Below are 26,183 nucleotides of genomic sequence, written 5' to 3' on the forward strand. Positions count from 1 at the left end.
CACAAGGGTCACGGACCAAGCAACCGCTCTGCTTCAGCAGCGATCCGCAGCAGATGGTGGTCATGGCCATTGCGCGCCACCAGCATCAATCCTGCCTGTCGCACCATGCCCGGCATCGGCAGCGAGATCGCACAAAGGTCGAACTGGTTGGCGATCTGCGTGTTGCGCAACAGCAGGCCCTCGGTGCGGGCGCGCAACTCGGCATCCTCGGTCATCGAAACGATGGTCGGCGCCGTCACCGGTGTGGTTGGCAGGGCCAGCACATCGACCGATGCCAGCCGCTCGTGCATGGCGGCGGCAAGTGCTGCGCGACGACGCATTGCCCTGATGTAGACCGGGGTCGGCAGCATTGCCGCCCGCGACAAAGGCCCGCTGACATGTGAGTCGACCGGCACCGGTGCCCCTGTCGCCAGCCAGTCGGCATGGATTTCCGCCCCTTCCATCGCAGCGATCGAGCCACGCTTGGTGGCCGCGCGCATATCGGCAAGCAGGTCGTCGATCGATATGTCCGCCAGGCGCGCGCCTGTCTGCTCGATCTTGCGAAGGCTGCGATCGAACGCCGCGGCGACCGCATTTTCGGTGCCTTCGAAAAGAAGGCCGCGCGGGATGCCTATGCGAAGCCCGGCAAGCGGGAGCGGCAGGTGCAGTGCCGGCAGCTCCTCGCCGGCCATCGCGGCGTCGGCGATCGCGCAAGCAGCGACGCTCAGCGCCAGCGGTCCGATTGAATCCAGAGTCGCGGACAATGGATAGGCACCCGCCAAGGGCACGCGCCGCGCCGTCGGCTTGAAGCCGACGACTCCGTTGAGCGATGCCGGTATGCGCACCGAGCCGCCAGTGTCCGAGCCGATAGCAATGTCGCAGGTGCCTTCACCGACGGAAACGCCGGCACCCGAAGACGAGCCGCCTGGGATGCGGCTGGCATCCGTCGCATTGCCGGGCGTACCGTAATGCTGGTTGTCGCCGATCGCGGTGAAGGCGAATTCGGTCATGTTGGTCTTGCCGATGATCACCGCACCGGCCTGCCGCAGCCGGCCGACGATGGCGGCGTCGCGCCGGGCTGGTGCAGCGGTCTTGAGCATCAGCGAGCCGGCCGTGGTAGCCTCGCCGGCGACATCGAACAGATCCTTGATCGAGACGATGGTGCCATCGAGCGGCCCAAGCGTCACGCCCGCGCGTTTGCGGGCATCGCTGGCGTCAGCCGCGGCCCGCGCGGCTTCGGCATAGAGCTTCGTAAACACGCGTTCTTCGCCGGCACGGGCGGCAAGCCGCGCGAAGATGGTTTCGAGATGATCGCGGATTGATTGCATTTCGGTGTCGGACTCCGGACGCCTTGAACGTCTTAAGGGGTAGGGGCCAGCGCTTGGCTTGCCGAGACTTAACCCGGCGCAGGCGGTTTTGCACCCTGCCGAACACGAGGAAGAACCCGATGCTCTACAAAGGCAGCTGTCACTGCGGCAAGGTCGCCTTCGAGTTCGAAGCCGAACTGACTGGCGCCGTGCGATGCAATTGCTCAATCTGCTCGCGCAAAGGTGCCCTGCTGTGTGCCATCCCGCACGAGACCTTGCAGGTTCTTGCCTGGGGCGATGATCTCGGCACCTACACATTCGGCAACCATGCTATCGCGCACCGCTTTTGCCGAGCCTGCGGGATCCACCCCTTCGCGGAGGATGTCAGCGAAGGCAGCGAGCGTAGCGCCTACGTCAACATGCATTGCGTTGCGGATTTTGACCCATCCACCTTGCCGGTCTTCGACTTCGACGGACGCTCGGTCTGAGCCTGTCGGTACCCCGCCGTATCAGCTCGTTTGTCACCGCATCACAGTGGCATCGGCCCGAAAACCATGATGATTCTCGGGCCGGTGCCTAAAGTCAGGAAGCTATCGGGAGATGGTGAGTACGACGACTACTCGGCCCTGCTTCGGGCCGCGCAGGAACACCACGATAGCCGCCAGCAATGTCGCCGTGCCGCAATAGGCGAAGGCGCTGGCCACGCCGGCATGGTCGACCAGCAGGCCACCGAAGACAGCGCCCAGGGCTATTGCGACCTGGAACGTCGCCACCATCAGTCCGCCGGCGCTTTCGGCCTGATCGGGCGCGGCCCGCACCAGCCAGCTCTGCAGCCCGACCGGAACCGCGCCGAAGGCAAAGCCCCAGACCGCAACCGCGGCGGCAGCGACCGTGGACGAAGCGCCGAAGACCAGCATCGAGGCGGCCGCCGCCGCGATCAGCAAGGGCGCCAGCGCAACGGCTGCCTTGAGGTTGCGTTCGGCGAGGATGCCGCCGGCGACATTGCCGAAGAAGCCGCCTACACCATAGGCCAACAGCACCAGCGAAATCGTCTCGATGTCGAGCACGGGGACCTTCTCGAGGAAGGGGCGGACATAGGTGAAGCCGGCAAAGTGGCCCGAAGCGACGAGCAGCACGACCAGCAGCGCCACCCTGATAGAAGGACGCTCGAGCACATCGAGCAAGGTGCGGAAGCTTGCCACACCCACCGGCGGCAATTTCGGGATGGTGGCCACCTGCACCAGCAGCGCCAGAGCGCCGACGACGGTGGCGATCATGAACGCCGTGCGCCAGCCCCAGATGTCGCCGACATAGGCGCCGACCGGTGCAGCGCAGACCGTCGCCAGCGAAACGCCGGTGAGGATGATCGACATGGCGCGCGGCATCAGCCGCATCGGCACCAGCCGCAGCGCCATCGCCGCCGACATCGCCCAGAAGCCGCCGAGCGCCACGCCGAGCACGACGCGGGCAAGTAGAAGCACGGTAAGCGATGAGGCAAAGGTGGCCAGCAGGTTAGAGAGGATCAGGAACATCGTCAGCATCCACATCACCAGCCTGCGGTCCATGCGCCTGGTGATGATGGCCATGGTGGGCGCGGCAATGGCGCCGACGATGGCGGTCGCCGTCACCGCTTGTCCGGCCACGCCTTCAGTGACGCCGAGATCGCGCGCCATCGGCGTCAGCAGGCTGGCGGGAAGGAACTCGGCGGTAACGAGGCCGAAAACACCAAGCGCGAGCGAGACCACGGCACCCCATGCCGGCTCGGTTCGTTCGTCGGAGTCTGCAGGGCTCAGAAGAGTGGCGTCGATAACACCTGTCGCGGGTTCGGCCATGGTCAGTCTCCGATCTGTTTGCAGCGCCACATAGGGAACGACCGACCGGGGCTCCACCCGGTACATGCCTTGCCATCACGGCTTGGCTATGTGGCCGGTCTCCGATCCTGTTTGCAGCGCAGCATCTGGCTGCAGTGCAACATAGGGAGTGACCGTCTGGAGTTTCCATGCTAGAAACCCCATTATGCTTGACCATTCGTCCAAAATCCCGATTACGGGCGATCCGCTCACCGACATATTGCGCGGGCTGCGCCTTGATGGCGTCGAATACGGCCGCTGCGAAATGAAGGAGCCCTGGGGTGTCCAGTTCCCCGCCCAACCCGGGGCGCGGTTTCATTTCATCGGCCGCAAAGGCTGTTGGCTGAAGCAGCCATCCGGCGAATGGGTGGAACTCAATGCCGGCGATGCGGTGTTGCTGCCGCGCGGCGCTGCCCATGTGCTGGCCAGCGAACCCGGCGCCCAGGCCTGGCCGATCCACGGTTACGAGCTCGAAGAGGTCTGCAAGGACGTCTACTGCACGTCGAACGAAGAGATGTGCGGCAAGGACTGCCAGCCGGGAACGCTGCTGTTCTGCGCCAGCATGTATTTCAACCTCGATGGCCTGCATCCTCTGCTCGGCATGATGCCGGACGTGATGCGCACGCATGAGCTGGAAGCCTATGAGCCGGGCATTCCGCATCTGCTGGATTCGATGGCACGCGAAGTGACGATGGAGCGCGTCGGCTCCGGCGGCATCCTGGCGCGGCTGGCTGACGTGCTGGCCGCCACCGTTATCCGCTCTTGGGTCGAACGCGGCTGCGGTGATTCCAGCGGCTGGATCGCGGCGGTCAGGGATCGAGAGATCGGCCGCGTGCTGGCCGCCATCCATCTCGAGCCGAACCACGACTGGACGGTCGAGTCGCTGGCCAGGATGATGGGCGCCTCGCGGTCGGGATTTGCCGAGCGGTTCGCCACCATCGTCGGCGAAACGCCGGCAAAATATGTCACCCAGGTCAGAATGCACCAGGCACGGCAGTGGCTGGTCCGCGACCGGATGAAGATCTCCGTCGTTGCTGCGCGTCTCGGCTATGAATCGGATGCCGCCTTCAGCCGTGCCTTCAAGCGCGTCATCGGCTCGGCGCCCAGCCACCTTCGCGCCGAGGAACAGGCTGATATCCGCCAGGCCGGCTGAGCAATTCCGGGAAAAGCGTGAAACGGTTTTCCTGGGAAAAGCAAATAGCGCTTTCCCTTGGGAATTGCGTCAAAACAAAGAGATAGAGCGGTTCGCCGTTTCCGTGAAACGGTGAACCGCTCTGGCGTACATTGGCCGTGACGGATTGATTATTCCAAGCTAGAAATCCGCATGGGTTTCAGCTCGTCCAAGACCATCTTGCCGGCCTCGGGCGGCCCTCTGACCGACATGTTGCGTGGATTGCGGCTGGATGGCGTCGACTACGGCCGCTGCGAACTGGGCGAGCCGTGGGCCGTGTTGTTTCCAGCCCAGCAGGCGGCGCGGTTTCACTTCATCGGTCGGCTCGGATGCTGGCTGTTTTCGCCATCCGGGGAATGGTTGAACCTGAAGGCCGGCGATGCGGTGCTCTTGCCGAGCGGCGCCGAGCATGTCCTTGCCAGCGCGCCCGGCGTCCATGCCGAGCCGATCGAGAGTTACAGTGTCGAGCCGTTGCAGGACAATGTCTTCAATGTCTCGAATGGAGGCCATGGCGCGAAGACCTTGCTGTTTTGCGGCAGCATGCACTTCAATCTGGGCGGATCGCACCCTTTGCTGGGCATGATGCCGGATATGATGCGCGCGGGAGAATTGATGGCGGGTGAGCCAGGCATTCCGCACCTGCTGGAAGCCATGGCAAGCGAAGTCACCATGAACCGACCCGGTTCTGGCGGCATGCTGGCGCGGCTCGCCGACGTGTTGGCAGCTTCCATCATCCGTTCATGGGTAGAAAACAGCGGCAGCGACACCACCGGCTGGATCGCGGCGATCAGGGATCGTGACATTGGCCGCGTGCTGGCCGCCATTCATATGCAGCCCGACAGGAACTGGACCGTCGAAGCGCTCGCCCGCGAGATGGGCGCCTCACGTTCGGCTTTCGCAGAACGCTTCGCCGCCATCGTTGGCGAGACACCGGCAAGATATGTCTCCCGGGTGCGCATGCATCAGGCACGGTTGTGGTTGATGGACGAGCGAATGCGAATATCAGTGGTCGCCGCCAGACTGGGCTATGATTCCGAAGCGTCGTTCAGCCGGGCGTTCAAGCGGATCGTCGGCATCGCGCCCAGCCATCTGCGCACCGTCAACGGCAACTCCGAACAACATTGAGGTCATACCGAACCGCTGCCGTAGGCTGCCGGATTTGGATGAATTGCCAAGCCTTCCGGACGCAACGTCATTGCCGCGCTGACTGCATGCAATAGCTTGCCATTGCACAGCAAATGAGGGGTCGGCGGCAAGTCGACTCAGGAGGAGAGCCGATGCCAAATCATCTGAAGGTCCTGGCGCTCGCCGCCATGCTCGTGGTCCCGGGGCGCGCCTTTGCCCTTGAAGACAGCTACATGCCGACCGACAAGATTCCCTATGTCGCCGAGGCACCGGACCAGCCGCAGCGCCTCGGTGCGCTTTGGGGTGAGCGCGCCAAGGGCCCGGCAGGAACCTTGCTGAAAGTCCCGGGCAACTGGCGTGCTCCTGTTCACGCGCACACCGCCGACTATCGCGCGGTGGTGATCCAGGGGCTGTGGGCGCACTGGCAGATGGATGGTGGCGAAGCGACCAAGGTCGAGCTGCCTCCCGGATCCTACTGGACCCAGAAGGCTGATGAGATGCATGACGACGCCTGCCTGTCGGACACGGAATGCGTAATCCTGCTGATCAACGACACGCCTTATGAGACCTACCTGCCGAAATAGACGAGGTTTTGCGGCCTATGACGCGTGGCGCAAATTGACGCCGCTGCCCTTGTCGAACAGCACCACCTTGTCGGGATTCCAGGCAAAGCGGACCGGCTGCTCGATGGCGACATCGGTCCTCGCCGGCACGGTGGCGCGCAACATCGCGTCGCCGACTCGCAGCGTCAGGATCTTTTCGACGCCATGGTTCTCGACATCGTGGACACGCGCCTCGACCGGCGCGCCGCTCTCCAGATAGACGTCCTCGGGACGAATGCCGAAGACGAGCGGGCGACCATCGGTCGCCGCGCCCGCCGCCTTTGGCCCCCCAAAAGCCTGGGCTCCCCCTGAAAAAGGCAGTTCGAAGTTCAGCGGCGCCATCACCGCGCGGCCATTCACCAGTTTGCCGTCGATCAGGTTCATCGGCGGCGAGCCGACGAAGCTTGCCACATAGGTGTCGCGCGGATTGTTGTAGATCTCGTTCGGCGTGCCGGTCTGGACGATGCGGCCGTGGTTGAGCACGCCGACCTTGTCGCCCATCGACATCGCCTCGATCTGGTCGTGGGTGACGAACAGGAAGGTGGCACCAAGCTGCATCTGCAGGTTCTTGAGTTCGGTGCGCAGCGCCTCGCGCAATTTCGCATCGAGCGCCGACAGCGGTTCATCCATCAGGAACACGCGCGGTTTGCGCACGATGGCGCGGCCGATCGAAACGCGCTGCATCTCGCCACCTGACAGCTTGTCGGTCTTGCGATCGAGCAGATGCTCGATCCTGAGCGTGCGAGCGGCGCGGTCGACGCGGTCCTTGATCTCGGCGTCAGGCAGCCTGCGGATCTTCGGCTTCAGCGGGAATTCGAGATTCTCCCGCACCGTGTAGCGCGGATAGAGCGAGTATTGCTGCAGCACCAGCGCCACGTCGCGCTCGGCCGCACCCCAGTCGGCAACGTCGACGCCGTCGATGAAGACCTGGCCTTCGCTGGGCTTTTCCAGCCCGGCGATAAGCCGCAGCGTCGTCGTCTTGCCGGCGCCCGTCTCGCCGAGCAGCACGAAGAACTCGCCATCGGCGATGTCGAGATCGAGCCCGGTCAAGGCAGTATGATTGCCGAATGTCTTTGAGATGTTTTTCAGCTGGATATGGGCCATCAGAGTCTCACCCCCAGCGACTTGCCGCTTGCCGTGTCGAAGAAATGCGCCTGAGCCGGATCGATCCTGGCAAACACCTTCTCGCCGGGACCGGCGACGAAGCCGCTCTTGGTGCGTGCGCGCAGCATTTTTGAGCCGACCTTGAGGTCGACGATGTCGAAGGAGCCGAGTGGCTCGACGATCTGCGTCTCGACCGGCAGGAACCCATCCGCCGCATCGCGGCGGATGAGGACGCCTTCCGGCCGGATGCCGAGCGCCAGCTGCCCGCCGGCATGGCCGTTGAGCTTAGACAGCAGCGCCCGTGGGAATTCAAAGCCGGCGGCAGCCCCGCCGACGGTCACCGAGACCGCGGACGCCGTCTCGGTGACCGCCGCGTCGGCGACATTCATCACCGGACTGCCGACGAATTGCGCCACGAACAGATTGGCCGGGTGCGAATAGACCTCGTCCGGCGTTCCCACCTGCTGCAGCACGCCTTCATGCATGATGACGATACGGTCGGCGAGGCTCATCGCCTCGATCTGATCGTGCGTGACATAGATGGTGGTCGAACCCTGCTTGATGTGCAGCCGCTTGATCTCGGCCCGCATCTCCTCGCGCAGCTTGGCGTCGAGCGCGCCGATCGGCTCGTCCATCAGCATCGCCTTCGGCCGTCGCACCAGCGCCCGGCCGATGGCCACGCGCTGCATGTCGCCGCCCGAAAGCGCCGACGGTTTCTTGTCGAGCAAGTCTGATATCTGCAGCGTCTTGGCGACCGAGCGCACCTCTGAGTCGATCTCGCTCTTGCTCTTGCGGGTGGCGCGCAACGGAAAGGCGATGTTCTCGTAGACGCTCATATGCGGATAGAGCGAGAACGACTGGAAGACCATGGCGATGTCGCGGTCGGCGGCCTTCAAATGCTGGATAGGCTTGCCGTCGATGAGGATGTCGCCCTCGTCGATCGTTTCCAGCCCGGCGACGGCACGCAAGGTCGTCGTCTTGCCGCAGCCCGACTGACCGAGCAGAACGATGAACTCGTTGTCGTTGATCTTCAGGTTCAGGTCCTTGATGACCTGGACGGCGCCGAAGAATTTCTGGACGCCGCGAAGCTCGATCTGGGTCAATGCTGTGCTCCCGGATTTCGCACCTGGCCGGTGCCGGTCTTCTCCTCTGGCGCGATCTTCGAGGTGATGTTGAAGCCGATCAGCCCGATCAGGATGATGGTCAGGCCATATGTGTGCAGCAGCATGTTCCACGGCTGGCAGAGCGCGACGATGCCGAGCACCATCAGCACCTGGCTGCCCGGCTCCAGATATTTCTGATTGATGGCGCGAAAGCTCATTTGCGGATCGCTCCGAAGGACATGCCGCGCAGCAGATGGTTGCGGAGCAGGAAGGTGAAGATCGCGACAGGCAGCAGGAACAGGAAGGTCCCGGCGGCGATCACCGACCAGTCCGGCAGGCCGGAGCCGACCTGGCTCGGGATGAAGGGCGGTGCTGTCTGGGCACGGCGGCTGGTCATGATCAGCGCGAAGGCATATTCGTTCCACGCCGTGATGAAGCAGAACACGGCGGTGGCGGCGATGCCGGTTGCGGCCTCGGGCAGCACGTTCTTGAAGAAGGCCTCCATGCGCGTGTAGCCGTCGACGAGGGCTGCCTCTTCATACTCTTTCGGGATCTCGTCCATGAAGCCCTTCATCAGCCACACCGAGAAGGACAGGTTGAAGGCGGTGTAGAGGATGATCAGGCCGACATGGGAATCGTTGAGCCCGACCGCCCGGTACATCAGGAACATCGGGATGGCGACGACCACCGGCGGCAGCATGCGCGTCGACAGGATGAAGAACAGCAGATCCGCCTCTCCCTTCACCTTGAAACGCGAAAAGCCGTAGGCGGTGAAGGTGCCCATGCCGACCGCCAGCACTGTCGAGGTTATGGCCACGATCAGCGAGTTCAGGAAGCGGCTTGGATATCCCGACCACTGCACCTGGCCCTTGCCGTCACGCACGATCTTTTCGCCGCCGTCGAAGACAACGCGCTCCCACCATGGAGCGGCTGCATACTCCTCCGGCGACGCTGGGTTGCGCATCTGCGAGCGTTTGGCGAACAGCTTGACGAAGGGCGATATTTCCGGCTGGAAGACGACCGTCGGCGGGATGGTGGTGGCGAGATTGCGCGGCTTGAACGCCGTCGAGGCAATCCAGTAGATCGGCGCCAGGAAGATGATCGTCACCAACAGGACGGCGACGATGGCGACACGGTTGAGGCCGATTTCGGAAGAAGTGCGCACGGCAGCCATCTCAGCGCTCCTTCACCTTGTTGAGGTATTTGACATAGATGTTGGTGATCGCCAGCACCATGATCAGGACGATGTAGGCGAGTGCGCAGGAACGCCCGGTCTGCCATTCCTGGAACGCCATCTTGTAGAGCCGGATCGAGATCAGTTCGGCCGTCGGCTGGCTGGTCAGGATGTAGGCGAGGTCGAAGGTCTTGAACGCCTCCATGGTGCGGAAAATGACCGCGATCATCAGGATCGGCGCGACCAAGGGCAGCGTGATGCGGAAGAAGGTGTAGAACGGCCCGGCCCGGTCGATCGCCGCCGCCTCATAGAGATGCTTCGGCACCGCCGAGAGGCCGGCCAGCGACAAAAGCATGACGAAGGGCGACCACATCCAGATGTCGGTCAGCGCGACGGCATAGAGCGCCATCTTCGGATCCGACAGCCATTCGAAGGTGCCGAGGCCGAGCGCATAGTTGATGATGCCGAAAGACGGATCGTAGAGCAGTTTCCAGAACAGGCCGACGACCGCCATCGACAGCATCATCGGTAAAAGCAGCAGCGTCGTCAGCAACCCCTTCAGCGGGATGTCGCGGTTGAGCAGCATCGCCACGCCGAAGCCGACCAGCAGTTGGCCGGCGACCGAGATAATGACGTATTTCGCGGTGATGGCGAAGTTAGACCAGACATACGGGTCGTTGAGCAGGTCGCGATAGTTCTGCAGTCCGACGAAATTCGCCGGCGCGTTGGTCGACGCGCGAAAGTCGGTGAAGGAATAGCCGAGCGAATAGATCAGCGGAAAGATGTTGAAGACGATCAGGAACAGGACCGTCGGGATGATGAAGAGGTTGCGGATCGAAATGTCGCTGAGGCCGCGCGCGGCCGCTCTTGAAGACCTGTCCAGTGTGGTGATCATCGTGGTCGCCAAGACCCTGCTCCCGTTTGCAGAAAAAGAAACGGAGGAGGCACCAACGCCCCCTCCGTGAAACATGATTGTTACTGACCGCGGCCGTACTTCTTGAAGGTCGCGTTCCAGTCAGCCGCCAATGCGTCAAGCGTTTCCTTGGCGGTGCCTTCGCCGCCGATCATGTAGGGGTAGACGCGCTGGTTGAGCTGCTGCAGCAGTTCGGCATATTCCGGCACCGCCCAGAAATCCTTCACCTTGAACATGGTCTCGTAGAAGGCCTTGTTGTACGGCGTTGCGTTCTGGAATTCAGGCGACTTGAGCACGGCGGCACTGCAGGTGTAGCCGCCAAGCGCTGCCCACTTCTTCTGGGTCTCGTCCTTGATGAACCATTCAAGGAACTTGATCGACTCGTCCTGCTTCTGCGAGTAGGACACGATCGAGATGCCTTGCCCACCGAGCGCGGCGAACTGGTCGCCGTTCGGGCCGGGAGGATTGGCAAAGAAGCCGGTGTTCTTGGCGTTCGGGTTCGACGCTTCGTTGATCAGCGATGGGAAGAACGCAAAGTAGTTCATGCTCATCGCGGCCAGGTTCTCGGTGATCGCCTGGTTGTCTTCGACGAAGAACGCCTTGGCCCAGCCTGGAGGCGTGAACTTGTACAGCTCCTTGTAGGCGTCGAGCGCCGCGACCGCCTTGTCGGAGTTGATGAAGCCATCGACCTTGTAGGTCGAATAATCACCCAGTTCGCCACCGTAGGAGAACAGCGCGTTCTCGAAGCCCATCGCCATCGCGTCATAGGAATTGTCTGTGTAGATGGCGATGCCGTATTTTTTCTGGTCCGGCCGGTAGAAGAATTCGGCGATGTCGCGCAGCGCCTTGAAATCCTTCGGCACGTCGAGATCGTAACCGTACTTGGCCTTGAAGGCTTCCTTTTCCTTCGGATCCTCGAACCAGTCCTTGCGATAGGACCAGCCGACGGCGTCGCCTTCAAGCGGGATGGCCCAGTACTTGCTGCTGCCGCCCGGATATTCGGCGTAGTACTTCACCGTCGCCGGTGCCATCACGTCGCCGACCTTGTGCTTGTTGAAGAAGTCAGTCAGGTCGACATAGTGGCCACCGGTCGAGCCGGCACCGAGCCATTGCGAGTCGCCGACGACCATATCATAGGCATCGCCATGGGCATTGAACTCGGTGAAGGCCTTGGTCTGGAAGTCGGGCCAGGGTGTGGTCTCCACAGTGATCTTGACGCCGGTTTCCTTCTCGTACTCGTTGCCGAGCTCCTGCAAATAGTTGGCCGGATCCCATTCCGCCCAGAAGATGGTGAGTGACTTTTCCTGCGCGTAGACGGACGTTCCGCAGGCAAGCGTTAAGCCGATACCAGCAAGCACGCTGGTCACAAACTTGCGCATAATGATTTCCTCCCTTGTGCGCATTCTACCTTGTCATGCGAGCCGGCAACGGGGCCGGCCCTGGTAGTTCCTCCCGTGATCGCACCTTTCCGGTTTCGGGCCTCCTCGCCCTGCCGGAAAATGGATCGCAGCCCTCACTTTCGATCCGCTTTTCTGCTCCAATCTGGTATTACCAATCTTGGCTGCACGTCAAGCCCTATCTTGGCAGCTCGACTTGGCCATTGCTATCGGATTTCGGCTTTATCTGCCTGTTTTACCAAGATTTTCCTACTCAGTGATACGCGCAGGTGTTGTCCGGCACCCCGCACTGCGGTTAATATCGGTAATCGGCATGCCAATCTGGTCGAACCAGATAGGCGCTATTTCACGACCGCCGCCGGATCGATGCTGTCTCCTTCACCGATGGATTCCGCGACCGCCACGCGCACCAGCGCCCCGGCCGCCCACTGCGCGACCGACATCGTCCTGCGGCTGTCCAGCCCCCATATATCCTTGAGCACGATCAGCACCTCGACGCCAAAGATCAGCGACAGCGCCTGGGCCAGCCGCTTGAAGTCGCGCGGCGGCAAGCGGCCCTTGAGCGGCGCTATCGCCGCCTGCAGCAAGTCGATGCGGTGGCCGCGCGTGAAGGCCGGCTCGCCGCCCAGCGTACCGGCCTGGCGCCGCGCCCACTGATCGAGCGACAGTTTCAATGCCGCCTTGAACGTTGCCTCGAAGGCCTCGATGCGCGGCATGGCGGTGTCGATCAATTCGACGACCCGGCGCTCTGCATCGACGGAGGTCGATTGCCAGGTGAGGATTGGTCCGAGCCCCTCGTCGACGACAGCCTGCACCAGCGCGGCCTGGCTCGGAAAATAACGATAGGCGGTGGCACGGGAAACCTGTGCCGCCTCCGCGACCTCGCTGACCGACGGCGTGACGCCCGCCTGCATCAGCCTTGTCGCTGTCTCCAGCATCAGCCGTTTCGTGCGCGCGCGCGGCCCACGCTCCAGCGCTGGGCCGCCTCCCCGCTCGGCGTCGTCGCTCGCCGTGGATTGTTGACGTGAGACATTCATGTCAATACGATACGCGCGTCTCAAAAATTTGCAATGACCTTCGCATCGTCGAGCGGCCGGGCAATGAGCGGTGGAGCGCAGCATTGCGCCCACCTGGATTGGGGAACGCAATGAAGCGCATCTATGTGGTGGGCACCGCTGACACCAAGGGCGAGGAACTCGCCTTCCTAGCCGATGCCATCGCCACCGCGGGCGCCGCCGTTTGCCGCGTCGATGTTGGAACGCGCGACGCGACCATCGCCGTGGACATCACCGCGGAGGAAATTGCCGGCCACCACCCCGGCGGCCGTAACGACGTGCTCGGCGGCAACGACCGTGGCGCCGCGGTCGCCGCCATGGGCGTCGCCTTCGCCCGCTTTGCGCAATCGAGAAACGACATCGCCGCCATGATCGGCATTGGCGGCGGCGGCGGCACTTCGATCATCACATCGGGCATGCGTGCGCTGCCGCTAGGCTTGCCCAAGATCATGGTCTCGACGCTCGCCTCCGGTGACACAGCACCCTATGTCGATGTCTCCGACATCGTCATGATGCCATCGGTGACCGACATGGCCGGGCTGAACCGTCTGTCCCGTGTCGTCTTGCACAATGCCGCCCAGGCGATATCAGGCATGGCAGCCAGGCCGGCGCCGCCGCCCGACGGCAAGCCGTCGATCGGCCTCACCATGTTCGGCGTCACCACGCCTTGCGTGACCGCCATCGCCGACCAACTCCGTTCGACTTATGACTGCATGGTCTTCCACGCCACCGGCGCCGGCGGCCGCAGCATGGAAAAGCTGGCCGACAGCGGCCTGCTGTCCGGCGTCATCGACATCACCACGACGGAAGTCTGCGACCTCTTGTTCGGCGGAGTGCTGCCGGCGACGGAGGATCGTTTCGGCGCAATCGCCCGCACCAGGTTGCCTTATGTCGGCTCGGTCGGCGCGCTCGACATGGTCAATTTCTGGGCGCCTTCGACCATCCCGGAACACTATCGCGGCCGGCTGTTCTACGAACACAATCCGAATGTCACGCTGATGCGCACCACGGCACAGGAATGCCGTGCGATTGGTGAATGGATCGGCGCCAGGCTCGCTCTCTGCGAGGGGTCGGTGCGTGTCCTGATCCCGGAAAAAGGTGTCTCGGCGCTCGACATTGAAGGTGGCGCCTTTTTTGATCCGGAAGCCGACGCCGTTCTGTTCGAAGCCATCGAGCGCACGATCAAGCCGAATGACGCGCGCCGCGTGATGCGCTTGCCGCTGCACATCAACGATCCCGAATTCGCCAAGGCCGCGGTTGCGGCTTTTCTCGACATCGCCAGACAGTGAGGTCCAAGAACATGCCCGCCATACCGCGCAAGGACATACTGAAGAAATTCAGGGGAATGATCGACAAGGGCGTGCCGATCGTCGGCGGCGGCGCCGGCACCGGCCTGTCGGCCAAGGCCGAGGAAACCGGCGGCATCGACCTCATCATCATCTACAATTCCGGCCGCTACCGCATGGCCGGGCGTGGCTCGGCCGCCGGACTGCTCGCTTATGGCAACGCCAATGAGATCGTCAAGGAGATGGCCTACGAGGTGCTGCCCGTGGTCAAGAGGACGCCGGTGCTGGCCGGCGTCAACGGCACCGACCCGTTCGTCATCATGCCGCTGCTGCTGGCCGAGCTGAAGACGATGGGCTTTTCCGGCGTGCAGAATTTTCCCACCATCGGCCTGTTCGACGGCAACATGCGGCGCAGTTTCGAGGAGACCGGCATGGGCTTCGGGCTGGAGGTCGACATGATCGCCGAGGCGCACAAGCTCGACCTTTTGACCACGCCCTATGTGTTCAACACCGATGAGGCCCGCGCCATGACAAAAGCCGGCGCCGACATCGTCGTCGCCCATATGGGGGTGACGACCGGCGGCTCGATCGGCGCCACCTCGGCCAAGTCGCTCGACGACTGCGTGCAGGAGATCGACGCCATCGCCAATGCGGCGCGTTCGGTGCGCAAGGATGTCATCCTGCTTTGCCATGGCGGGCCGATCTCGATGCCGGACGACGCCAGATACATACTCGATCGCTGCAAGGGCCTGCACGGTTTCTATGGCGCCAGCTCGATGGAGCGACTGCCGGCCGAGGCGGCGATCGCCCGGCAGACGGCGGATTTCAAGGCAGTGACACTTGGTAGAAATACCACGAAGAAAAAGGGATGAGACGATGACCGACAAGAGCAAGATGTTTGTCTATCCGAAGGACGTCAGCGCCTTCGGTTTCGACTGGGGCCGACTGGCGCTGACGGTGGCGCCCGAAGTGAATGGCGCGACGCGCTTTTCCGGCGGCGTCGTCGACCTGCCCTCAGGCAAGGGCCACACGCGCCACAATCATCCCGGCGCGGAGGAAATCATCTTCGTCATCTCAGGCAACGGCGAACAGATGGTCGAGGACGAGAAGGGCAATCCGGTGGTCGAGAAGGTCGGCCCGGGCTGCACCATCTATGTGCCGGAAAGTCGTTTTCATTCGACGCTCAACACCGGTGACGGACCGATGCAGCTTTTCGTCGTCTATTCGCCGGCAGGGCCGGAACTGGTGCTGCGCGAGCTACCGGATTTCAGGTTGCTGCCGCCGGGCGGCAAATAGCATTTCCGGGGCAGCGCCTGCCATCCGCTATCAAGCCCCACCCCTGTTCCAACCCCGGCCCCGGTCGCCGAACATCACGTAACCGGTGTCGGTAACCGCCAGCGTATCCTCAAGCTTGATGAAGCCGCGCGTCGGGTGCAGCATGGTCGTCTCGACCGACAGCACCATGTTCTTTTCCAGCGGCTTTGCCGCATAGGTGCCTTCATAGGTCACCGGATGGTTGGTCATCAGGAATGGCGCCTCGTGCGTGATCAGCCCCATGCCGTGGGCGAAGAAATCCGTATAGGGCGCGACCTTCGACGCCTTCAGCACGGCTTCGGCGTGGGAAATCATGTCGCCGCCCAGCGTGCCTGCCCTGACCTTGGAAAACGCAGCCTGCTGCACCGTCTCGACCTCGGCCAGCAGGTCTTCGAGTTCGGCATCCGGTTCGCCAAGAATGCCCATCCGGCACAGGTCGCCAATATAGCCATGATAATTGCCACCGGAATCGATCGACAGCACCTCGCCCTTCTTCCACGCTTGCGGTGAGGCGGCTCGGTTGTGGCTGGAGCCCAGCGTCAGCAGGCAATATTCGAAATGCGCGCCGCGATTGGTTTCCTCGCGCCGAAGCTGCTCGATCATCTCGGCCTTGGTCGTTCCTTCGCCTGCCCAGGCAATGGTTGCCAGCATGGAATCGGTGATCAGTTCGGAGGCGGTGCGCAGCTTCTCCAGTTCGGCATCAGTCTTGATGGCGCGCATGCTCTCCAGCATGGCGGTCGCATCGATGAGCCTGGCATCCGGCAGCGCCTTGCGGATCAGCGTGTAGGCGTCCGACGGCAGGAAGCCGGGCTCGATGCCGATGCGGGCGCCTGCCTTGCCGATTGTCTGCAGATGTTCGACCGCGAGGTTGGCCGCGTCGAGCGTGCCCCAGCAGGCGGCGTGCAGCGTCGGTGTCCAGAACGGGTTGTTCTGATGCTCGCCGCCTTCCATCCGGTTGCCGATATAGGCGGCGTGGTCCGGTCCGCCCTTCTCGTAGATGACCACAGGCAGATAGCGGCTGTGGCCGATCGCATCCATGGCGGCGAAAAAGATGAATTTGTAGCCGCCCAGCAGATATTGCGTGTTGTGCTTGGAGGTCGCCAGCAGCACATCGATGCCGGCCTCCTCCATTAGCCCATCGACCCTTGCCTGGTCGAACGGGATATTGCTGACGGCATTCTTGCCCGGAGCAATGTTCATCTCTCTCTCCCTGAATTGCCTGGCCGGTCTGCCCGATCGCTGTCGGGCCTGGCTCCGATCCTTTGGCGGCGATCAAATCTGCACCATTTTGCCCGCTCTGGTCTAGCCAGAAACAGGCGAAATAGCACCACTCGACAGTCACCAACTCGTCATCCGTCACATACTTATCAATCTGGTCCTACCAGATCGATCGAATTGAACCACTTCCTCCAAACTGGTCCAGCGGACGAAAATTTCAAAGCCAAGCAAGGATGCGCCAATTCCGTCTCTGGCGAAACCCTCGGCAAGGCTCATAATCGCCAGCAAGGACGTTGGCTGCTCGCCAGCGTTCGAGGGGTACTGGCGCACCCGGCCGGGTCGCGGAGAGGACGGAGTTCGATCATGTCAGGTTTCACGATTTCCAGACGCACGATGCTTGCCGGCTCGGCAATGCTGCTCGCTTCCACCGCCATGCCGATATCAGGCTGGGCGCAGACACCGAAGAAGGGCGGGCGCCTGGTGCTGGCCGCCGATTCCGAGCCGCGCAACCTCAACCCGGCGATTGTCGCCTCCAATGGCGTCTTCTTCATCTCGAGCAAGATCGTCGAAACGCTGGCCGAAGCCTCCTTCGACGGCAAGGACGGGCTTGCGCCACGATTGGCATTGAGCTGGGAAGGCGCTGCCGACGGGCTCTCTGTGACGTTCAAACTGCGCGACGGCGTCAAATGGCATGACGGCAAGCCGTTCACCTCGGCCGATGTCGCCTTCTCGGCGCTGCAGATCTGGAAGCCGCTGCAGAATCTCGGTCGCACCGTGTTCAAGGATCTCGCCGCCGTCGACACACCGGACGATCTTACTGCCGTGTTCAAATTCGCCAAGCCGACCCCGTTCCAGCTAATCCGCAACGCGCTGCCGGCGCTGAGCAGCGTGGTGCCGAAGCACGTCTACGAGGTGGGCAAGATCGAGGACAATCCGGCCAACAACGCGCCCATCGGCACCGGCCCGTTCAAGTTCGGCGAGTACAAGGCCGGCCAATATTATCGGCTGACGAAGAACACGGATTACTGGGGCACGGACGAGCCCTATCTCGACGAGATCATCTACCAGGTGCTGCCGGACCGCACGTCGGCCGCGAGCGCGCTCGAAGCCGAGGAGATCCAGCTCGCCGCCTTTTCCGCCGTGCCGCTGGCCGACCTCGACCGCATCTCCAAGGTGCCGGGCCTGAAAGTGATCTCCAAGGGCTATGAAGGGCTGACCTATCAGCTCGTCGTCGAGATCAACCACCGCCGCAATGAGCTTGCGGACCTCAAGGTGCGCCAGGCGATCGCGCATGCCATCGACAAGGATTTCGTCGTCAAGACGGTGTTCCTCGGCTATGCCGCCACCGCCACCGGTCCGGTGCCGAAGAATGATCCGCAGTTCTACACCGCCGATGTGCCGACCTATGCCTTCGACGTCGCCAAGGCCAATGCACTGCTCGACGAGGCCGGCTACAAACGAGGCGCCGACGGCAACCGCTTCTCGCTGAAGCTGTTGCCGGCGCCCTATTTCAACGAGACCAAGCAGTTCGGCGACTATCTGCGCCAGGCGCTCGCCGCCATCGGCATCGACGCCCAGCTGGTCAACAACGACTCGGCCGCGCACATCAAGGCCGTCTACACCGATCACGCCTTCGACCTCGCCGTCGGCCCGCCGGTGTTCCGCGGCGACCCGGCAATCTCCACCACCATCCTGGTGCAGAGCGGCATTCCCGACGGCGTACCGTTCTCCAACCAGGGCGGCTACAAGAACGACGCGCTCGACGCGCTGATCGCCAAAGCCTCCGAGACACTCGACACCGCTGCCCGCACCGACCTCTACAAGGAGTTCCAGAAACAGGTGGCCGCCGACCTGCCGCTGATCAACGTCGCCGAATGGAGCTTCATCAGCGTCGCCCGCGACACGGTCGGCAACATCGCCAACAATCCGCGCTGGGCGGTATCGAACTGGGCGGACACTTATTTGGCGGGTTAGCAAGATCCACACGGGATGCTTGCGCATCGTTTGGGCGAATGCTCATCATCGGCCATGAGCGTTCTTTCACGCCCCCCTCTGTCCTGCCGGACATCTCCCCCACTTGGGGGGAGATTGGCTACCATCGCGGCTTTCGCCAATCTCCAACACCGCAGGAGCGAGCGAAGTGTCGAAGCTGCCGATCTCCCCACTCGTGGGGGAGATGTCCGGCAGGACAGAGGGGGGCGCCGTAGAACGCCGCGCTGGGAGCTTGGCCTTCCCGGCGATGCCGCACGCACATGATCCGCGCCCTCATCCTCCTCCGTCGTCGCCTCGTCGGCAGCGTCTTCGTGCTGCTGATCGTTGTCATCGGCACCTTCCTGCTGCTCGAAGCCGCGCCCGGCGATGCGGTCGACGCCTACATCGTCTCGACCGGCGGCGACGCCGGCATGATCGAGCTGTTGCGCCATCGCTGGGGCCTCGACCAGTCGGAACTGACGCGGCTGGCCAACTATCTCTGGGCGCTGCTGCATCTCGATCTCGGCCAGTCGGTGACATTCTCCAGGCCGATCCGCGACGTGATCCTCGAGCGGCTGCCCAACACGCTGCTGTTGATGGTCAGCGCCACCGCGCTCTCCTTCGGACTGGGCTCGGCTCTCGGCATCTATGCCGGCGCCAGCCCCGGCAGCGTCCGCGACCGCTTCCTGTCGATCGGCTCGCTGGCGCTCTATGCCGTGCCGGGTTTCTGGCTTGGCCTGGTGCTGATCGTCGTCTTTGCCGTCGACCTGCGCTGGTTGCCGATCGGCGGCATCGAGACCCTGGCGTCTGACAAGACCGGGCTCGACCGTGCCGCCGATATCGCCATCCACCTCGTGCTGCCGGTGGCAGCGCTGGGCTTCATCTATCTGGCGCTTTATCTGCGCATGATGCGCGCCGGCATGGCCGAGGTCTGGCGGCTTGATTTTGTCCTGGCCGCCCGCGCCAAGGGGCTGTCGCGCCGCCGCATCGTGCTCGCCCATGTCGCCCGCAACGCGCTGCTGCCACTGGTCACCATGCTCGGGCTGCAGTCAGCGCAGATGCTCGGCGGCAGCGTCGTCATCGAGAGCGTGTTTTCGGTTCCGGGTCTCGGCCGGCTGGCGCAGGAGGCGGTGGCAGCGCGGGATACTCCATTGCTGCTCGGCATCATCCTCGTCAGCGCCGTGCTGGTCATCGTCATCAACCTGCTCGTCGACATCGCCTATGCCTTTCTGGATCCGCGCGTCGGTGCCAGCGAGGCGGGCGCATGAGCCCCGTCCGACGTTTCCTGCGTACGCCCGAAGCAGTCGCCGGCGCCATCCTCCTGGCGGCGCTGTTTGCCATGGCGCTGTCGGCGCCGCTGCTGTTTCCCGGCGACCCACAAGCCATTGCCGGGCCAGCGCTGCTGCCGCCGTTTCAAGACTGGTCGCTGCCGCTCGGCACCGACCGGCTCGGCCGTGACGTGCTGGCCGAGCTTTTCCACGGCGCCCGCACATCGCTTGCTGTCGGGCTGGCGGCAGCGGCGGCGGCGCTCGCCATCGGCACGGTGGTCGGCACGCTGGCCGGCTTTGCCGGCGGCCTCGTCGACGAGGTGCTGATGCGCATCACCGACGCCTTCCAGACCGTACCGAGCTTCCTGCTGGCGCTGGCCTTTGTAAGCGTCGTCGGGCCGTCGCTCGGCGTCGTCGTCATTGCCATCGCGCTCGGCACCTGGACCGGCCCTGCGCGTGTGGCGCGCGCCGAAGTTCTCTCCATTCGCGAACGCGATTATGTTGCCGGGGCCAGGGTCATCGGCATGCATCCGCTGGCGATCGCCTTTCGCGAGGTGCTACCCAACGCCTTGCCGCCGGTGCTGGCGATGTCATCGGTCATCGTCGCCGCTGCGATCCTCACCGAAGCGGCCTTGTCCTTCCTCGGCCTCGGAGACCCGAACCGGGTGACCTGGGGCGGCATGATCGCCGAAGGCCGCGCCGTGCTGCGCACCGCACCCTTCCTGTCGATCGTCCCGGGCATTGCGCTGGTGCTGACCGTGCTCGGCGTTTATCTCGCCGGTGAGGGCATCGTCGAAACGACGGCTGTGAGAAGAGGCCTGTCGTGACCGCCCTGGCTTCGATCCGCGACCTGACGGTGACCTACCGCCGCGACGGCAGCGACGTGGCGGCGCTGAAACATGTCAGCCTCGACATCGTCGCCGGCGAACGCCTGGCTATCATCGGCGAAAGCGGTTCTGGCAAGAGCACGCTGGCGTTGGCGATTGCCGGGTTGTTGCCGGCATCGTCCAGGGTTGAAGGCCGCATCGATTGGTTTTTGCCCCCGTTGGGCGCGAGGGATCGCCAACCATCCACCCTTGCTGGAGACTATAAGCCACTAGGCGGCCGTGACATCGGCTTCGTCTTCCAGGATCCGTCCGCCAGCCTTGATCCGGTGATGGCGGTCGGCAAACAGATCGCCGAAGTGGCATACACCCACCTCGGCCTCACTTGGCCGCAGGCGTACGCGAAGGCGAAGAACCTGCTCGAACGCATTCGCCTGCCAGACCCGGAGTCGGCCTTGCGGGCTTTCCCGCACCAGCTCTCCGGCGGCCAGAAGCAGCGCGTGGCGATCGCCGCCGCGATTGCGGCAGGTCCGAAATTGCTGATCGCCGACGAGGCCACCAGCGCGCTCGACACCATCGTGCAGGCCGAGATCGTCGCCTTGATCCGTCGGTTGGTGGCCGAGGACGGCATGACGCTGCTGTTCATCAGCCACGACATCGCGCTGGCGGCCGCGCTTGCCGAGCGCATCGCCGTGTTCCGGCACGGCAAGTTGGTCGAGCTTGGCGAGACGGCCCAGATTGTCGGCGCGCCAGCCCAGGCCTATACGCGCGCGCTGCTCGACGCCGATATCGGCCTCGACGCCGCGCCGCTGGTCGGCCGAGCCGGGCTCAACGCATGAGCTTGCTCACCGTTTCCAACCTCACCAAACGCTACCGTCGCGGCGGCAAGACCATCGCCGCCGTCGACGATGTCTCCTTTCACATCGACCCCGGCGAGACGTTGGCGCTGGCCGGTCCCTCCGGCAGCGGTAAGTCGACGATCACGCGGCTGGTGCTACGACTGATCGAGCCGGACGCTGGGCGCATCGAATTCGAAGGCAATGATTTCCTGGCTTTGAGTGGTGCTGCCCTGCGTACGCGCCGCGCACGCCTGCAGATGGTGTTTCAGGACCCGCTTGCCGCCTTCAATCCGCGCGCCACCGTGGCGCGTGTGCTCGACGATCCCTTGCGCATCCACGGCATCGCCTCCCGCTCCGAGCGCCCGCGCCGGATCGCCGCCTTGCTGGAGCGCGTCGGGCTGACGGCCGATCTCGCCCCGCGCGCCATTCATGAAATCTCCGGTGGCCAGCGCCAGCGCGTCGCCATCGCTCGCGCCATCGCGACAAAACCGTCGCTGATCGTGCTCGACGAGGCGGTGTCGGCGCTCGATGTCTCGGTGCGCGGGCAGATCCTTGAACTGCTGCTTGACCTGCAACGCCAGGAACGGATCGCCTATCTCTTCATTTCACATGATCTCGGCGTGGTCCGGGCGATCGCCCACCGTGTAGTCCTTCTCGATGCCGGCCAGGTTGCCGAGAACGGTGATGCCCGCGCCGTCGTCGACGCGCCGCAATCGGCCATCGGCAAGGCACTGGTAGCGGCAGCACCGAGATTGAACCGGACCAGACCATGATCCCGAACCGAAGGGCCGCGTTAGCGAAAAGTGGAACCCGGTTTTTCGGACAGATCATGGTCAAGCAACAAGCCAGGACGCATCATGACCGACCCCGAAGCCAGAGTCGAAAAATTGTCGCGCGAACTCGATTCCGCCTTTCGCAACCGAGCCGATCTGTACCGTCTGTTCTTCGACGAACTGACCGGAGAGCTGGGCGCCGACCGGGCGGAGGCGATCATGATCCGCGCCATCGAGCAGCGCGGCAAGGAAGTGGCCGCAGCCGCCTTCGCCAACTTCGGCGCCAACGACGCACGCGCGATCGGCGAAGCCTTCCTGGCGGTCAGTCCGGACGGCGGCCGCATGTATCCGACCGAAGTCGAACGCAGTGATGACCGCATCGCCTTCAAGGTGAAGCGCTGTCCGCTGAAGGACGCTTGGGTCGAGGCCGGTGTCGGCGGCGAAAAGCTTGCCACGCTCTGCCGCATTGCCGGCGCCTTCGACCGCGGCCTGTTTGAAGCGACCGGCGTGCGGTTCGACAACGTCACTTGGACACCGGGCCACGGCTCTGGCTGCTGCCACATCGCTCTGACAAATAGGACCAGCGGCCAAGAAGCAGACGAGGCCGGACGCGCCTCACCCCAGTTGATGGGCATCAGCGACGCCGACGCTGTTGGGAGAGAAGCCGGACAAGGATGACAGTCAGGCCCTTCCTTGCTCTGATCGAGTGCACGAATCGGCCGACGGCGGCTTATTGAGGGGAGACGACAATGCATGTCGTGACATTGCTGAAAGCTGAGATGTTCGACGTCGAGATCGACGGCAGGCCGGCTTCGATCGCCGAGGCTTTGCCGAACTGGAACCCGCATGACCGGTTCGGCCTGGTGATCGACGACGCGCTTGGCGGCATCGGCGCGACCCATCTGCTGCAGATCGCCATCACCTCGTTCTACGACGTCAAGCCGAGCCGCCGCACCGAGCTGACGGTCTAACCGGAAATCTATGCCTTCCACATTGGCAAGGGCTACGGCGCCCACGCTCCCTATGATTTCTGGCCGGCGCGGCGCGAGGTCATCACCTCGCGCGATCACCGCGAGGTTCTCGATGCCATCAACGATCGCGGCATCACAAGGCTTGCCGTTCCCGATCGCCAACCGCGCGAGGTCGTGCATCGGCCGAAGGAAGTCGACGCGGCGCTCGACCGCATCGCTTCGGCATTCGTCTACAGCCCGTCGGGCCGCCTAGCGGACCCGGATCTCATCATTTCAGGCAACGACAAGCGAACCGAATACAATCCCAACAGCGCCTTGCGGCCTCGCTACACCGACAGCCGGCCGGCTTCGGTTTCGACGGCGGCCAAACCGGTCAAGGAGGTTGATCCGTCCTACCAGGAATGGCTGCGCAAGCGGGAGCACGACCTGACCAGCGACGAACGCGCCTTTGTCGAACGCCGCCGCGAAGCGCTGAGAAAGGACGGCCTCGTCACCGAAACCTACCGGCGTGTCGGCGTCCGTGAAGCCTTGACGCGCTTGGCATCGGCCGGGCTTGCCTGAGCCTTCGATCAGTAGCCGACGGTAAAGCGCTGTCTGATGTGGGCCGGCTTCTCGATCTCGTCGACCATGACGATGGCATAGTCCTCGAAGGAAATGCTGCTGCCCTTGTCCGAGGCGAGAAGCGTGTCCTTGCCGAGGCGGAATTGGCCGGTGCGCTCGCCGGGGCTGAACAGCGCGGATGGCGACAGGAAGGTCCAGTCGAGGTCGCCGACCGTCTTCAGCCTCTCCAGGAAGTCGGCGCCCTTTTGCGCTTCGGCCTTGTAGATCGCCGGGAATTCCGGCGTGTCGACCAGCCGCTTGCCGGGTGCGACTTCAAGACTGCCGGCGCCGCCAACGACAAGATAACGCTTGACGCCGGAAGCGCGAACCGCGGCGATCAGCGTGTCGGCATCGCTGTCCAGAAAATGCACCGCGCTGATCACCACATCATGGCCGCGGATCAGGTCGGCGAGACCTTCCTTGTCGAAGACATCGCCCTTCCTGGCCGTCACACCCGGCAGCGCCGCGATCTTCTCCGGATTGCGGGCGATGCCGGTGACCGCGTGGCCGCGATCGGAGAGTTCTTTGAGGATGCGCGAGCCGGCGGCGCCGGATGCGCCGATGAGAGCGACTTTTGCCATGTCTGTTTCCATTTCCTGGTTGGAGGTCGTTGATTGATGGGATCACGCCGCCGCGATGTGAGCGACGAGATTGTCGAAGCTGCCGAACAGCGCGTTCGAACCGATAAGCCGGGGCGTATCGTCGCGGATGACCGCCAGCGAGGGCACGCCATCGGCATGCAGGCTCTGGAACAGCGCGCGGCCGCGGCCGACCAGCTCGCGATGGGCCGTCATCAGCCCTTCCGTCGGCGCCTTCAGCATGGCGCCGGCATCCGCCATGCCTGCGGCGCCGAGCACGTGGGCAACGCCGTCGATGGTCACGACGTCACGGCCGTCGACATAGCGCGCCCGCTGGATCGCCTTCAGCGCGGTCAGCCTGCGGCTGGGATCTTCCAGGCCGGCGGCGCTGATGCCGAGGGCGGCGGCATGGGAGTCCAGCAAGGTGCCGCGGACCTTGAGGACATTGTGCTGATAGGCCTGCGTGAACTTCTGTCCGGTGAGCCGCTCGATGCGTTGATCGTTCGCCCAGGCGTGGGCGGCAAAACCTTCATCCATCGGACGCGCGCCCGCACCCGAAAACAGACCGGTCGGCAGCAGCTCGACACGCAAACCGCTGGCCGACAATCTGTCCAGCATCGGGGTGGCGCCATAGCACCAGCCACAGAGCGGATCGAAAAGATAGGTCACTTCTGAATTGCTCATAATCGCTGTCATCTTTGTTACGGGATACCGGCTGCTAGGCCTGTCGAGTGTGTTGGCACACCGATGACAGACGGTGGTCTTGCGATAAATGGCGCCCAATAATACAAACTGTCTGATCAGATCAGACAAAGGCCGTCGCCTTGACCGAACTTCTGAACCTCAACCGGCTCGCCTACTTCACCACAGTGATGGAAACCGGCTCGTTCACCGCGGCGGCTGACCGGCTTGGTGTCGCCAAGGCCGTGGTCAGCCACCAGATCGGCAAGCTCGAGGAGGAACTCGGCGCAACGCTGCTGCAGCGCACGACGCGGCGTGTCACGCCGACCGAAGAGGGCCGCCTCTTCTATGATCGCGCGATGATCATCCTGCGCGAGGCGGAGGCGGCCTATGGCGAAATCTCGCACGGAGCGGTCGAACCGAGTGGAACGCTGCGGCTGACCGCGCCGCTCGACTACGGCACCAAGATGGTGGCTCCCGCCATGGCGGCCTATCTGAAGACCTATCCGCACATGCGCGTCGAGGCGATCTTCGACGACGCGGTGAGCAAGCTGGTCGACGAGCAGATCGATCTCGGCATCCGCGTCGGCTGGCTCACCGATTCCTCCAACCAGGCGCGGCGCCTGGGCACGATACGGCAGATCGTGGTGGCGAGTCCCGGTTTCGCGGCAAGCCTGCCGCACGACGTGAGCCCGCGCCAGGCAAAATCGCTGGCCTGGGTCGGCAACGCCCAACTGCGCGGCGTCGGCCAATGGCTGTTTTCCAGGCATGGCGAAACCATCCTGACCGACCTCAATCCGGTCATCATGTGCGACAAGAGCCCGGCTGCCCACGCCTGCGTGCTCGCCGGCATCGGGCTCGGCGTATTTCCCGATTACAGCGTCAGCGGCGATATCGCCGAGGGACGGCTGGTGCCGGTGTTTGCCGACTGGAGCTTGCCCACCGGCGGCATCCATGCCGTCTTTCCGCCGGCCCGGTTCCGGCCCGCCAAGGTGCGCGCCTTCGTCGAATTGCTCGCGGCTGCCGAGAAAAAGCGATCGCGCGGCCTCGCAATGGCGTGAGTCTATCCGCCGCGCAGGA

At 63.6% G+C, this 26,183-nt stretch carries 28 protein-coding genes; 16 read left to right on the plus strand and 12 right to left on the minus strand.

The annotated features are described in order from the left end of the window. Positions 1 to 8 precede the first annotated feature (8 nt). Complete coding sequence (locus tag ACFSOZ_RS27510; protein WP_379103149.1) at positions 9 to 1,307, minus strand: amidase; 1,299 nt, start codon at positions 1,305 to 1,307, stop codon at positions 9 to 11. 119 nt (positions 1,308 to 1,426) lie between these two features. Between ACFSOZ_RS27510 and ACFSOZ_RS27515 the strand changes: the two genes are divergently transcribed. Then, the gene (locus ACFSOZ_RS27515; protein ID WP_379103151.1) at positions 1,427 to 1,774 is read left to right on the plus strand and encodes a GFA family protein; all 348 of its coding nucleotides are present in this window, start codon (positions 1,427 to 1,429) and stop codon (positions 1,772 to 1,774) included. Between the two features lie 102 nt (positions 1,775 to 1,876). On the opposite strand, the gene ACFSOZ_RS27520 is transcribed toward ACFSOZ_RS27515, so the two are convergent. Then, on the minus strand, positions 1,877 to 3,118 hold the full coding sequence (locus tag ACFSOZ_RS27520; protein WP_379103153.1) for an MFS transporter: 1,242 nt from the start codon (positions 3,116 to 3,118) through the stop codon (positions 1,877 to 1,879). 184 nt (positions 3,119 to 3,302) lie between these two features. Here ACFSOZ_RS27520 and ACFSOZ_RS27525 point away from each other — a divergent pair, with 184 nt between their 5' ends. From ACFSOZ_RS27525 to ACFSOZ_RS27535, 3 genes are all read left to right on the plus strand, one after another. After that, the gene (locus ACFSOZ_RS27525) at positions 3,303 to 4,289 is read left to right on the plus strand and encodes an AraC family transcriptional regulator (protein ID WP_379103155.1); all 987 of its coding nucleotides are present in this window, start codon (positions 3,303 to 3,305) and stop codon (positions 4,287 to 4,289) included. A gap of 171 nt (positions 4,290 to 4,460) precedes the next feature. After that, positions 4,461 to 5,432: an AraC family transcriptional regulator gene (locus tag ACFSOZ_RS27530; RefSeq protein ID WP_379103157.1), complete on the plus strand. Its 972-nt coding sequence runs from the start codon at positions 4,461 to 4,463 to the stop codon at positions 5,430 to 5,432. Between the two features lie 152 nt (positions 5,433 to 5,584). Continuing rightward, the gene (locus tag ACFSOZ_RS27535; protein WP_379103159.1) at positions 5,585 to 6,016 is read left to right on the plus strand and encodes a DUF4437 domain-containing protein; all 432 of its coding nucleotides are present in this window, start codon (positions 5,585 to 5,587) and stop codon (positions 6,014 to 6,016) included. A gap of 15 nt (positions 6,017 to 6,031) precedes the next feature. Here the strand turns inward: ACFSOZ_RS27535 and ACFSOZ_RS27540 are convergent, their stop codons facing one another. The 7 genes from ACFSOZ_RS27540 to ACFSOZ_RS27570 form a co-directional block, all read right to left on the minus strand. Beyond that, entirely contained in the window at positions 6,032 to 7,138 is a 1,107-nt protein-coding gene (locus ACFSOZ_RS27540) for an ABC transporter ATP-binding protein (protein WP_379103161.1), read from the minus strand. After that, entirely contained in the window at positions 7,138 to 8,241 is a 1,104-nt protein-coding gene (locus ACFSOZ_RS27545) for an ABC transporter ATP-binding protein (protein WP_379103163.1), read from the minus strand. The genes ACFSOZ_RS27540 and ACFSOZ_RS27545 overlap by 1 nt, the downstream gene beginning before the upstream one ends. After that, positions 8,238 to 8,459, minus strand: a complete 222-nt coding sequence (locus tag ACFSOZ_RS27550) for a hypothetical protein (protein ID WP_379103164.1) — start codon at positions 8,457 to 8,459, stop codon at positions 8,238 to 8,240. Before ACFSOZ_RS27550 ends, ACFSOZ_RS27545 begins: the two co-directional genes overlap by 4 nt. Continuing rightward, positions 8,456 to 9,415 carry a carbohydrate ABC transporter permease gene (locus ACFSOZ_RS27555; RefSeq protein ID WP_379103166.1) on the minus strand — a complete coding sequence of 320 codons (960 nt, stop codon included), beginning with the start codon at positions 9,413 to 9,415 and terminating at the stop codon, positions 8,456 to 8,458. The genes ACFSOZ_RS27550 and ACFSOZ_RS27555 overlap by 4 nt, the downstream gene beginning before the upstream one ends. 1 nt (position 9,416) lies before the next feature. After that, complete coding sequence (locus ACFSOZ_RS27560; protein ID WP_027043351.1) at positions 9,417 to 10,322, minus strand: carbohydrate ABC transporter permease; 906 nt, start codon at positions 10,320 to 10,322, stop codon at positions 9,417 to 9,419. Between the two features lie 68 nt (positions 10,323 to 10,390). After that, positions 10,391 to 11,707: an ABC transporter substrate-binding protein gene (locus ACFSOZ_RS27565; RefSeq protein WP_379103168.1), complete on the minus strand. Its 1,317-nt coding sequence runs from the start codon at positions 11,705 to 11,707 to the stop codon at positions 10,391 to 10,393. Positions 11,708 to 12,066: 359 nt separating this feature from the next. Beyond that, the gene (locus tag ACFSOZ_RS27570) at positions 12,067 to 12,762 is read right to left on the minus strand and encodes a TetR/AcrR family transcriptional regulator (protein WP_379103261.1); all 696 of its coding nucleotides are present in this window, start codon (positions 12,760 to 12,762) and stop codon (positions 12,067 to 12,069) included. A 110-nt stretch (positions 12,763 to 12,872) separates the two neighbouring features. Here ACFSOZ_RS27570 and ACFSOZ_RS27575 point away from each other — a divergent pair, with 110 nt between their 5' ends. From ACFSOZ_RS27575 to ACFSOZ_RS27585, 3 genes are read left to right on the plus strand one after another with little or no spacing between them, the layout of a single operon-like run. Then, positions 12,873 to 14,069 carry a Tm-1-like ATP-binding domain-containing protein gene (locus tag ACFSOZ_RS27575; RefSeq protein WP_379103170.1) on the plus strand — a complete coding sequence of 399 codons (1,197 nt, stop codon included), beginning with the start codon at positions 12,873 to 12,875 and terminating at the stop codon, positions 14,067 to 14,069. Positions 14,070 to 14,080: 11 nt separating this feature from the next. Beyond that, positions 14,081 to 14,938: a phosphoenolpyruvate hydrolase family protein gene (locus ACFSOZ_RS27580; RefSeq protein WP_379103172.1), complete on the plus strand. Its 858-nt coding sequence runs from the start codon at positions 14,081 to 14,083 to the stop codon at positions 14,936 to 14,938. A 4-nt stretch (positions 14,939 to 14,942) separates the two neighbouring features. Further along, positions 14,943 to 15,362, plus strand: coding sequence for a cupin domain-containing protein (locus tag ACFSOZ_RS27585; RefSeq protein ID WP_379103174.1), 420 nt, complete (start codon positions 14,943 to 14,945; stop codon positions 15,360 to 15,362). A gap of 30 nt (positions 15,363 to 15,392) precedes the next feature. Here the strand turns inward: ACFSOZ_RS27585 and ACFSOZ_RS27590 are convergent, their stop codons facing one another. After that, on the minus strand, positions 15,393 to 16,580 hold the full coding sequence (locus tag ACFSOZ_RS27590) for a M24 family metallopeptidase (protein ID WP_379103175.1): 1,188 nt from the start codon (positions 16,578 to 16,580) through the stop codon (positions 15,393 to 15,395). A gap of 381 nt (positions 16,581 to 16,961) precedes the next feature. Here ACFSOZ_RS27590 and ACFSOZ_RS27595 point away from each other — a divergent pair, with 381 nt between their 5' ends. From ACFSOZ_RS27595 to ACFSOZ_RS27630, 8 genes are all read left to right on the plus strand, one after another. After that, the gene (locus ACFSOZ_RS27595) at positions 16,962 to 18,572 is read left to right on the plus strand and encodes an ABC transporter substrate-binding protein (RefSeq protein WP_379103177.1); all 1,611 of its coding nucleotides are present in this window, start codon (positions 16,962 to 16,964) and stop codon (positions 18,570 to 18,572) included. A gap of 278 nt (positions 18,573 to 18,850) precedes the next feature. Further along, complete coding sequence (locus tag ACFSOZ_RS27600; protein ID WP_379103179.1) at positions 18,851 to 19,837, plus strand: ABC transporter permease; 987 nt, start codon at positions 18,851 to 18,853, stop codon at positions 19,835 to 19,837. Then, positions 19,834 to 20,664: an ABC transporter permease gene (locus ACFSOZ_RS27605; RefSeq protein ID WP_379103181.1), complete on the plus strand. Its 831-nt coding sequence runs from the start codon at positions 19,834 to 19,836 to the stop codon at positions 20,662 to 20,664. Before ACFSOZ_RS27600 ends, ACFSOZ_RS27605 begins: the two co-directional genes overlap by 4 nt. After that, complete coding sequence (locus tag ACFSOZ_RS27610) at positions 20,661 to 21,500, plus strand: ABC transporter ATP-binding protein (RefSeq protein WP_379103183.1); 840 nt, start codon at positions 20,661 to 20,663, stop codon at positions 21,498 to 21,500. The genes ACFSOZ_RS27605 and ACFSOZ_RS27610 overlap by 4 nt, the downstream gene beginning before the upstream one ends. Then, positions 21,497 to 22,273 (plus strand): ATP-binding cassette domain-containing protein, encoded by a 777-nt coding sequence (locus tag ACFSOZ_RS27615; protein ID WP_379103185.1) that lies wholly within the window; start codon positions 21,497 to 21,499, stop codon positions 22,271 to 22,273. Before ACFSOZ_RS27610 ends, ACFSOZ_RS27615 begins: the two co-directional genes overlap by 4 nt. A gap of 84 nt (positions 22,274 to 22,357) precedes the next feature. Beyond that, the gene (locus ACFSOZ_RS27620) at positions 22,358 to 22,951 is read left to right on the plus strand and encodes an L-2-amino-thiazoline-4-carboxylic acid hydrolase (protein WP_379103186.1); all 594 of its coding nucleotides are present in this window, start codon (positions 22,358 to 22,360) and stop codon (positions 22,949 to 22,951) included. 71 nt (positions 22,952 to 23,022) lie between these two features. Next, entirely contained in the window at positions 23,023 to 23,244 is a 222-nt protein-coding gene (locus ACFSOZ_RS27625; protein ID WP_379103188.1) for a hypothetical protein, read from the plus strand. A 174-nt stretch (positions 23,245 to 23,418) separates the two neighbouring features. Beyond that, positions 23,419 to 23,805 (plus strand): hypothetical protein, encoded by a 387-nt coding sequence (locus ACFSOZ_RS27630; protein WP_379103190.1) that lies wholly within the window; start codon positions 23,419 to 23,421, stop codon positions 23,803 to 23,805. 8 nt (positions 23,806 to 23,813) lie between these two features. Here the strand turns inward: ACFSOZ_RS27630 and ACFSOZ_RS27635 are convergent, their stop codons facing one another. After that, the gene (locus tag ACFSOZ_RS27635; RefSeq protein ID WP_379103192.1) at positions 23,814 to 24,425 is read right to left on the minus strand and encodes an NAD(P)-dependent oxidoreductase; all 612 of its coding nucleotides are present in this window, start codon (positions 24,423 to 24,425) and stop codon (positions 23,814 to 23,816) included. A 42-nt stretch (positions 24,426 to 24,467) separates the two neighbouring features. After that, positions 24,468 to 25,106, minus strand: a complete 639-nt coding sequence (locus ACFSOZ_RS27640; protein WP_379103194.1) for a DsbA family protein — start codon at positions 25,104 to 25,106, stop codon at positions 24,468 to 24,470. Between the two features lie 140 nt (positions 25,107 to 25,246). On the opposite strand from ACFSOZ_RS27640, the gene ACFSOZ_RS27645 reads away from it, so the two are divergent. Beyond that, positions 25,247 to 26,164, plus strand: coding sequence for a LysR family transcriptional regulator (locus tag ACFSOZ_RS27645; protein ID WP_379103195.1), 918 nt, complete (start codon positions 25,247 to 25,249; stop codon positions 26,162 to 26,164). Positions 26,165 to 26,183 lie beyond the last annotated feature (19 nt).

It is taken from the genome of Mesorhizobium newzealandense (genome assembly GCF_042682145.1).
Taxonomy (GTDB): Bacteria; Pseudomonadota; Alphaproteobacteria; order Rhizobiales; family Rhizobiaceae; genus Mesorhizobium; species Mesorhizobium newzealandense.

What these genes read in the sequence shown, in the direction of transcription:
- ACFSOZ_RS27585 (WP_379103174.1), top strand. Translation starts at nt 14,943, where the DNA reads ATGACCGACAAGAGCAAGATGTTTGTCTATCCGAAGGACGTCAGCGCC.
- ACFSOZ_RS27570 (WP_379103261.1), bottom strand. Translation starts at nt 12,762, where the DNA reads ATGAATGTCTCACGTCAACAATCCACGGCGAGCGACGACGCCGAGCGG.
- ACFSOZ_RS27515 (WP_379103151.1), top strand. Translation starts at nt 1,427, where the DNA reads ATGCTCTACAAAGGCAGCTGTCACTGCGGCAAGGTCGCCTTCGAGTTC.
- ACFSOZ_RS27520 (WP_379103153.1), bottom strand. Translation starts at nt 3,118, where the DNA reads ATGGCCGAACCCGCGACAGGTGTTATCGACGCCACTCTTCTGAGCCCT.
- ACFSOZ_RS27575 (WP_379103170.1), top strand. Translation starts at nt 12,873, where the DNA reads ATGAAGCGCATCTATGTGGTGGGCACCGCTGACACCAAGGGCGAGGAA.
- ACFSOZ_RS27565 (WP_379103168.1), bottom strand. Translation starts at nt 11,707, where the DNA reads ATGCGCAAGTTTGTGACCAGCGTGCTTGCTGGTATCGGCTTAACGCTT.
- ACFSOZ_RS27510 (WP_379103149.1), bottom strand. Translation starts at nt 1,307, where the DNA reads ATGCAATCAATCCGCGATCATCTCGAAACCATCTTCGCGCGGCTTGCC.
- ACFSOZ_RS27580 (WP_379103172.1), top strand. Translation starts at nt 14,081, where the DNA reads ATGCCCGCCATACCGCGCAAGGACATACTGAAGAAATTCAGGGGAATG.
- ACFSOZ_RS27625 (WP_379103188.1), top strand. Translation starts at nt 23,023, where the DNA reads ATGCATGTCGTGACATTGCTGAAAGCTGAGATGTTCGACGTCGAGATC.
- ACFSOZ_RS27600 (WP_379103179.1), top strand. Translation starts at nt 18,851, where the DNA reads ATGATCCGCGCCCTCATCCTCCTCCGTCGTCGCCTCGTCGGCAGCGTC.
- ACFSOZ_RS27535 (WP_379103159.1), top strand. Translation starts at nt 5,585, where the DNA reads ATGCCAAATCATCTGAAGGTCCTGGCGCTCGCCGCCATGCTCGTGGTC.
- ACFSOZ_RS27555 (WP_379103166.1), bottom strand. Translation starts at nt 9,415, where the DNA reads ATGGCTGCCGTGCGCACTTCTTCCGAAATCGGCCTCAACCGTGTCGCC.
- ACFSOZ_RS27620 (WP_379103186.1), top strand. Translation starts at nt 22,358, where the DNA reads ATGACCGACCCCGAAGCCAGAGTCGAAAAATTGTCGCGCGAACTCGAT.
- ACFSOZ_RS27590 (WP_379103175.1), bottom strand. Translation starts at nt 16,580, where the DNA reads ATGAACATTGCTCCGGGCAAGAATGCCGTCAGCAATATCCCGTTCGAC.
- ACFSOZ_RS27530 (WP_379103157.1), top strand. Translation starts at nt 4,461, where the DNA reads ATGGGTTTCAGCTCGTCCAAGACCATCTTGCCGGCCTCGGGCGGCCCT.
- ACFSOZ_RS27550 (WP_379103164.1), bottom strand. Translation starts at nt 8,459, where the DNA reads ATGAGCTTTCGCGCCATCAATCAGAAATATCTGGAGCCGGGCAGCCAG.
- ACFSOZ_RS27595 (WP_379103177.1), top strand. Translation starts at nt 16,962, where the DNA reads ATGTCAGGTTTCACGATTTCCAGACGCACGATGCTTGCCGGCTCGGCA.
- ACFSOZ_RS27635 (WP_379103192.1), bottom strand. Translation starts at nt 24,425, where the DNA reads ATGGCAAAAGTCGCTCTCATCGGCGCATCCGGCGCCGCCGGCTCGCGC.
- ACFSOZ_RS27525 (WP_379103155.1), top strand. Translation starts at nt 3,303, where the DNA reads ATGCTTGACCATTCGTCCAAAATCCCGATTACGGGCGATCCGCTCACC.
- ACFSOZ_RS27605 (WP_379103181.1), top strand. Translation starts at nt 19,834, where the DNA reads ATGAGCCCCGTCCGACGTTTCCTGCGTACGCCCGAAGCAGTCGCCGGC.
- ACFSOZ_RS27615 (WP_379103185.1), top strand. Translation starts at nt 21,497, where the DNA reads ATGAGCTTGCTCACCGTTTCCAACCTCACCAAACGCTACCGTCGCGGC.
- ACFSOZ_RS27640 (WP_379103194.1), bottom strand. Translation starts at nt 25,106, where the DNA reads ATGAGCAATTCAGAAGTGACCTATCTTTTCGATCCGCTCTGTGGCTGG.
- ACFSOZ_RS27540 (WP_379103161.1), bottom strand. Translation starts at nt 7,138, where the DNA reads ATGGCCCATATCCAGCTGAAAAACATCTCAAAGACATTCGGCAATCAT.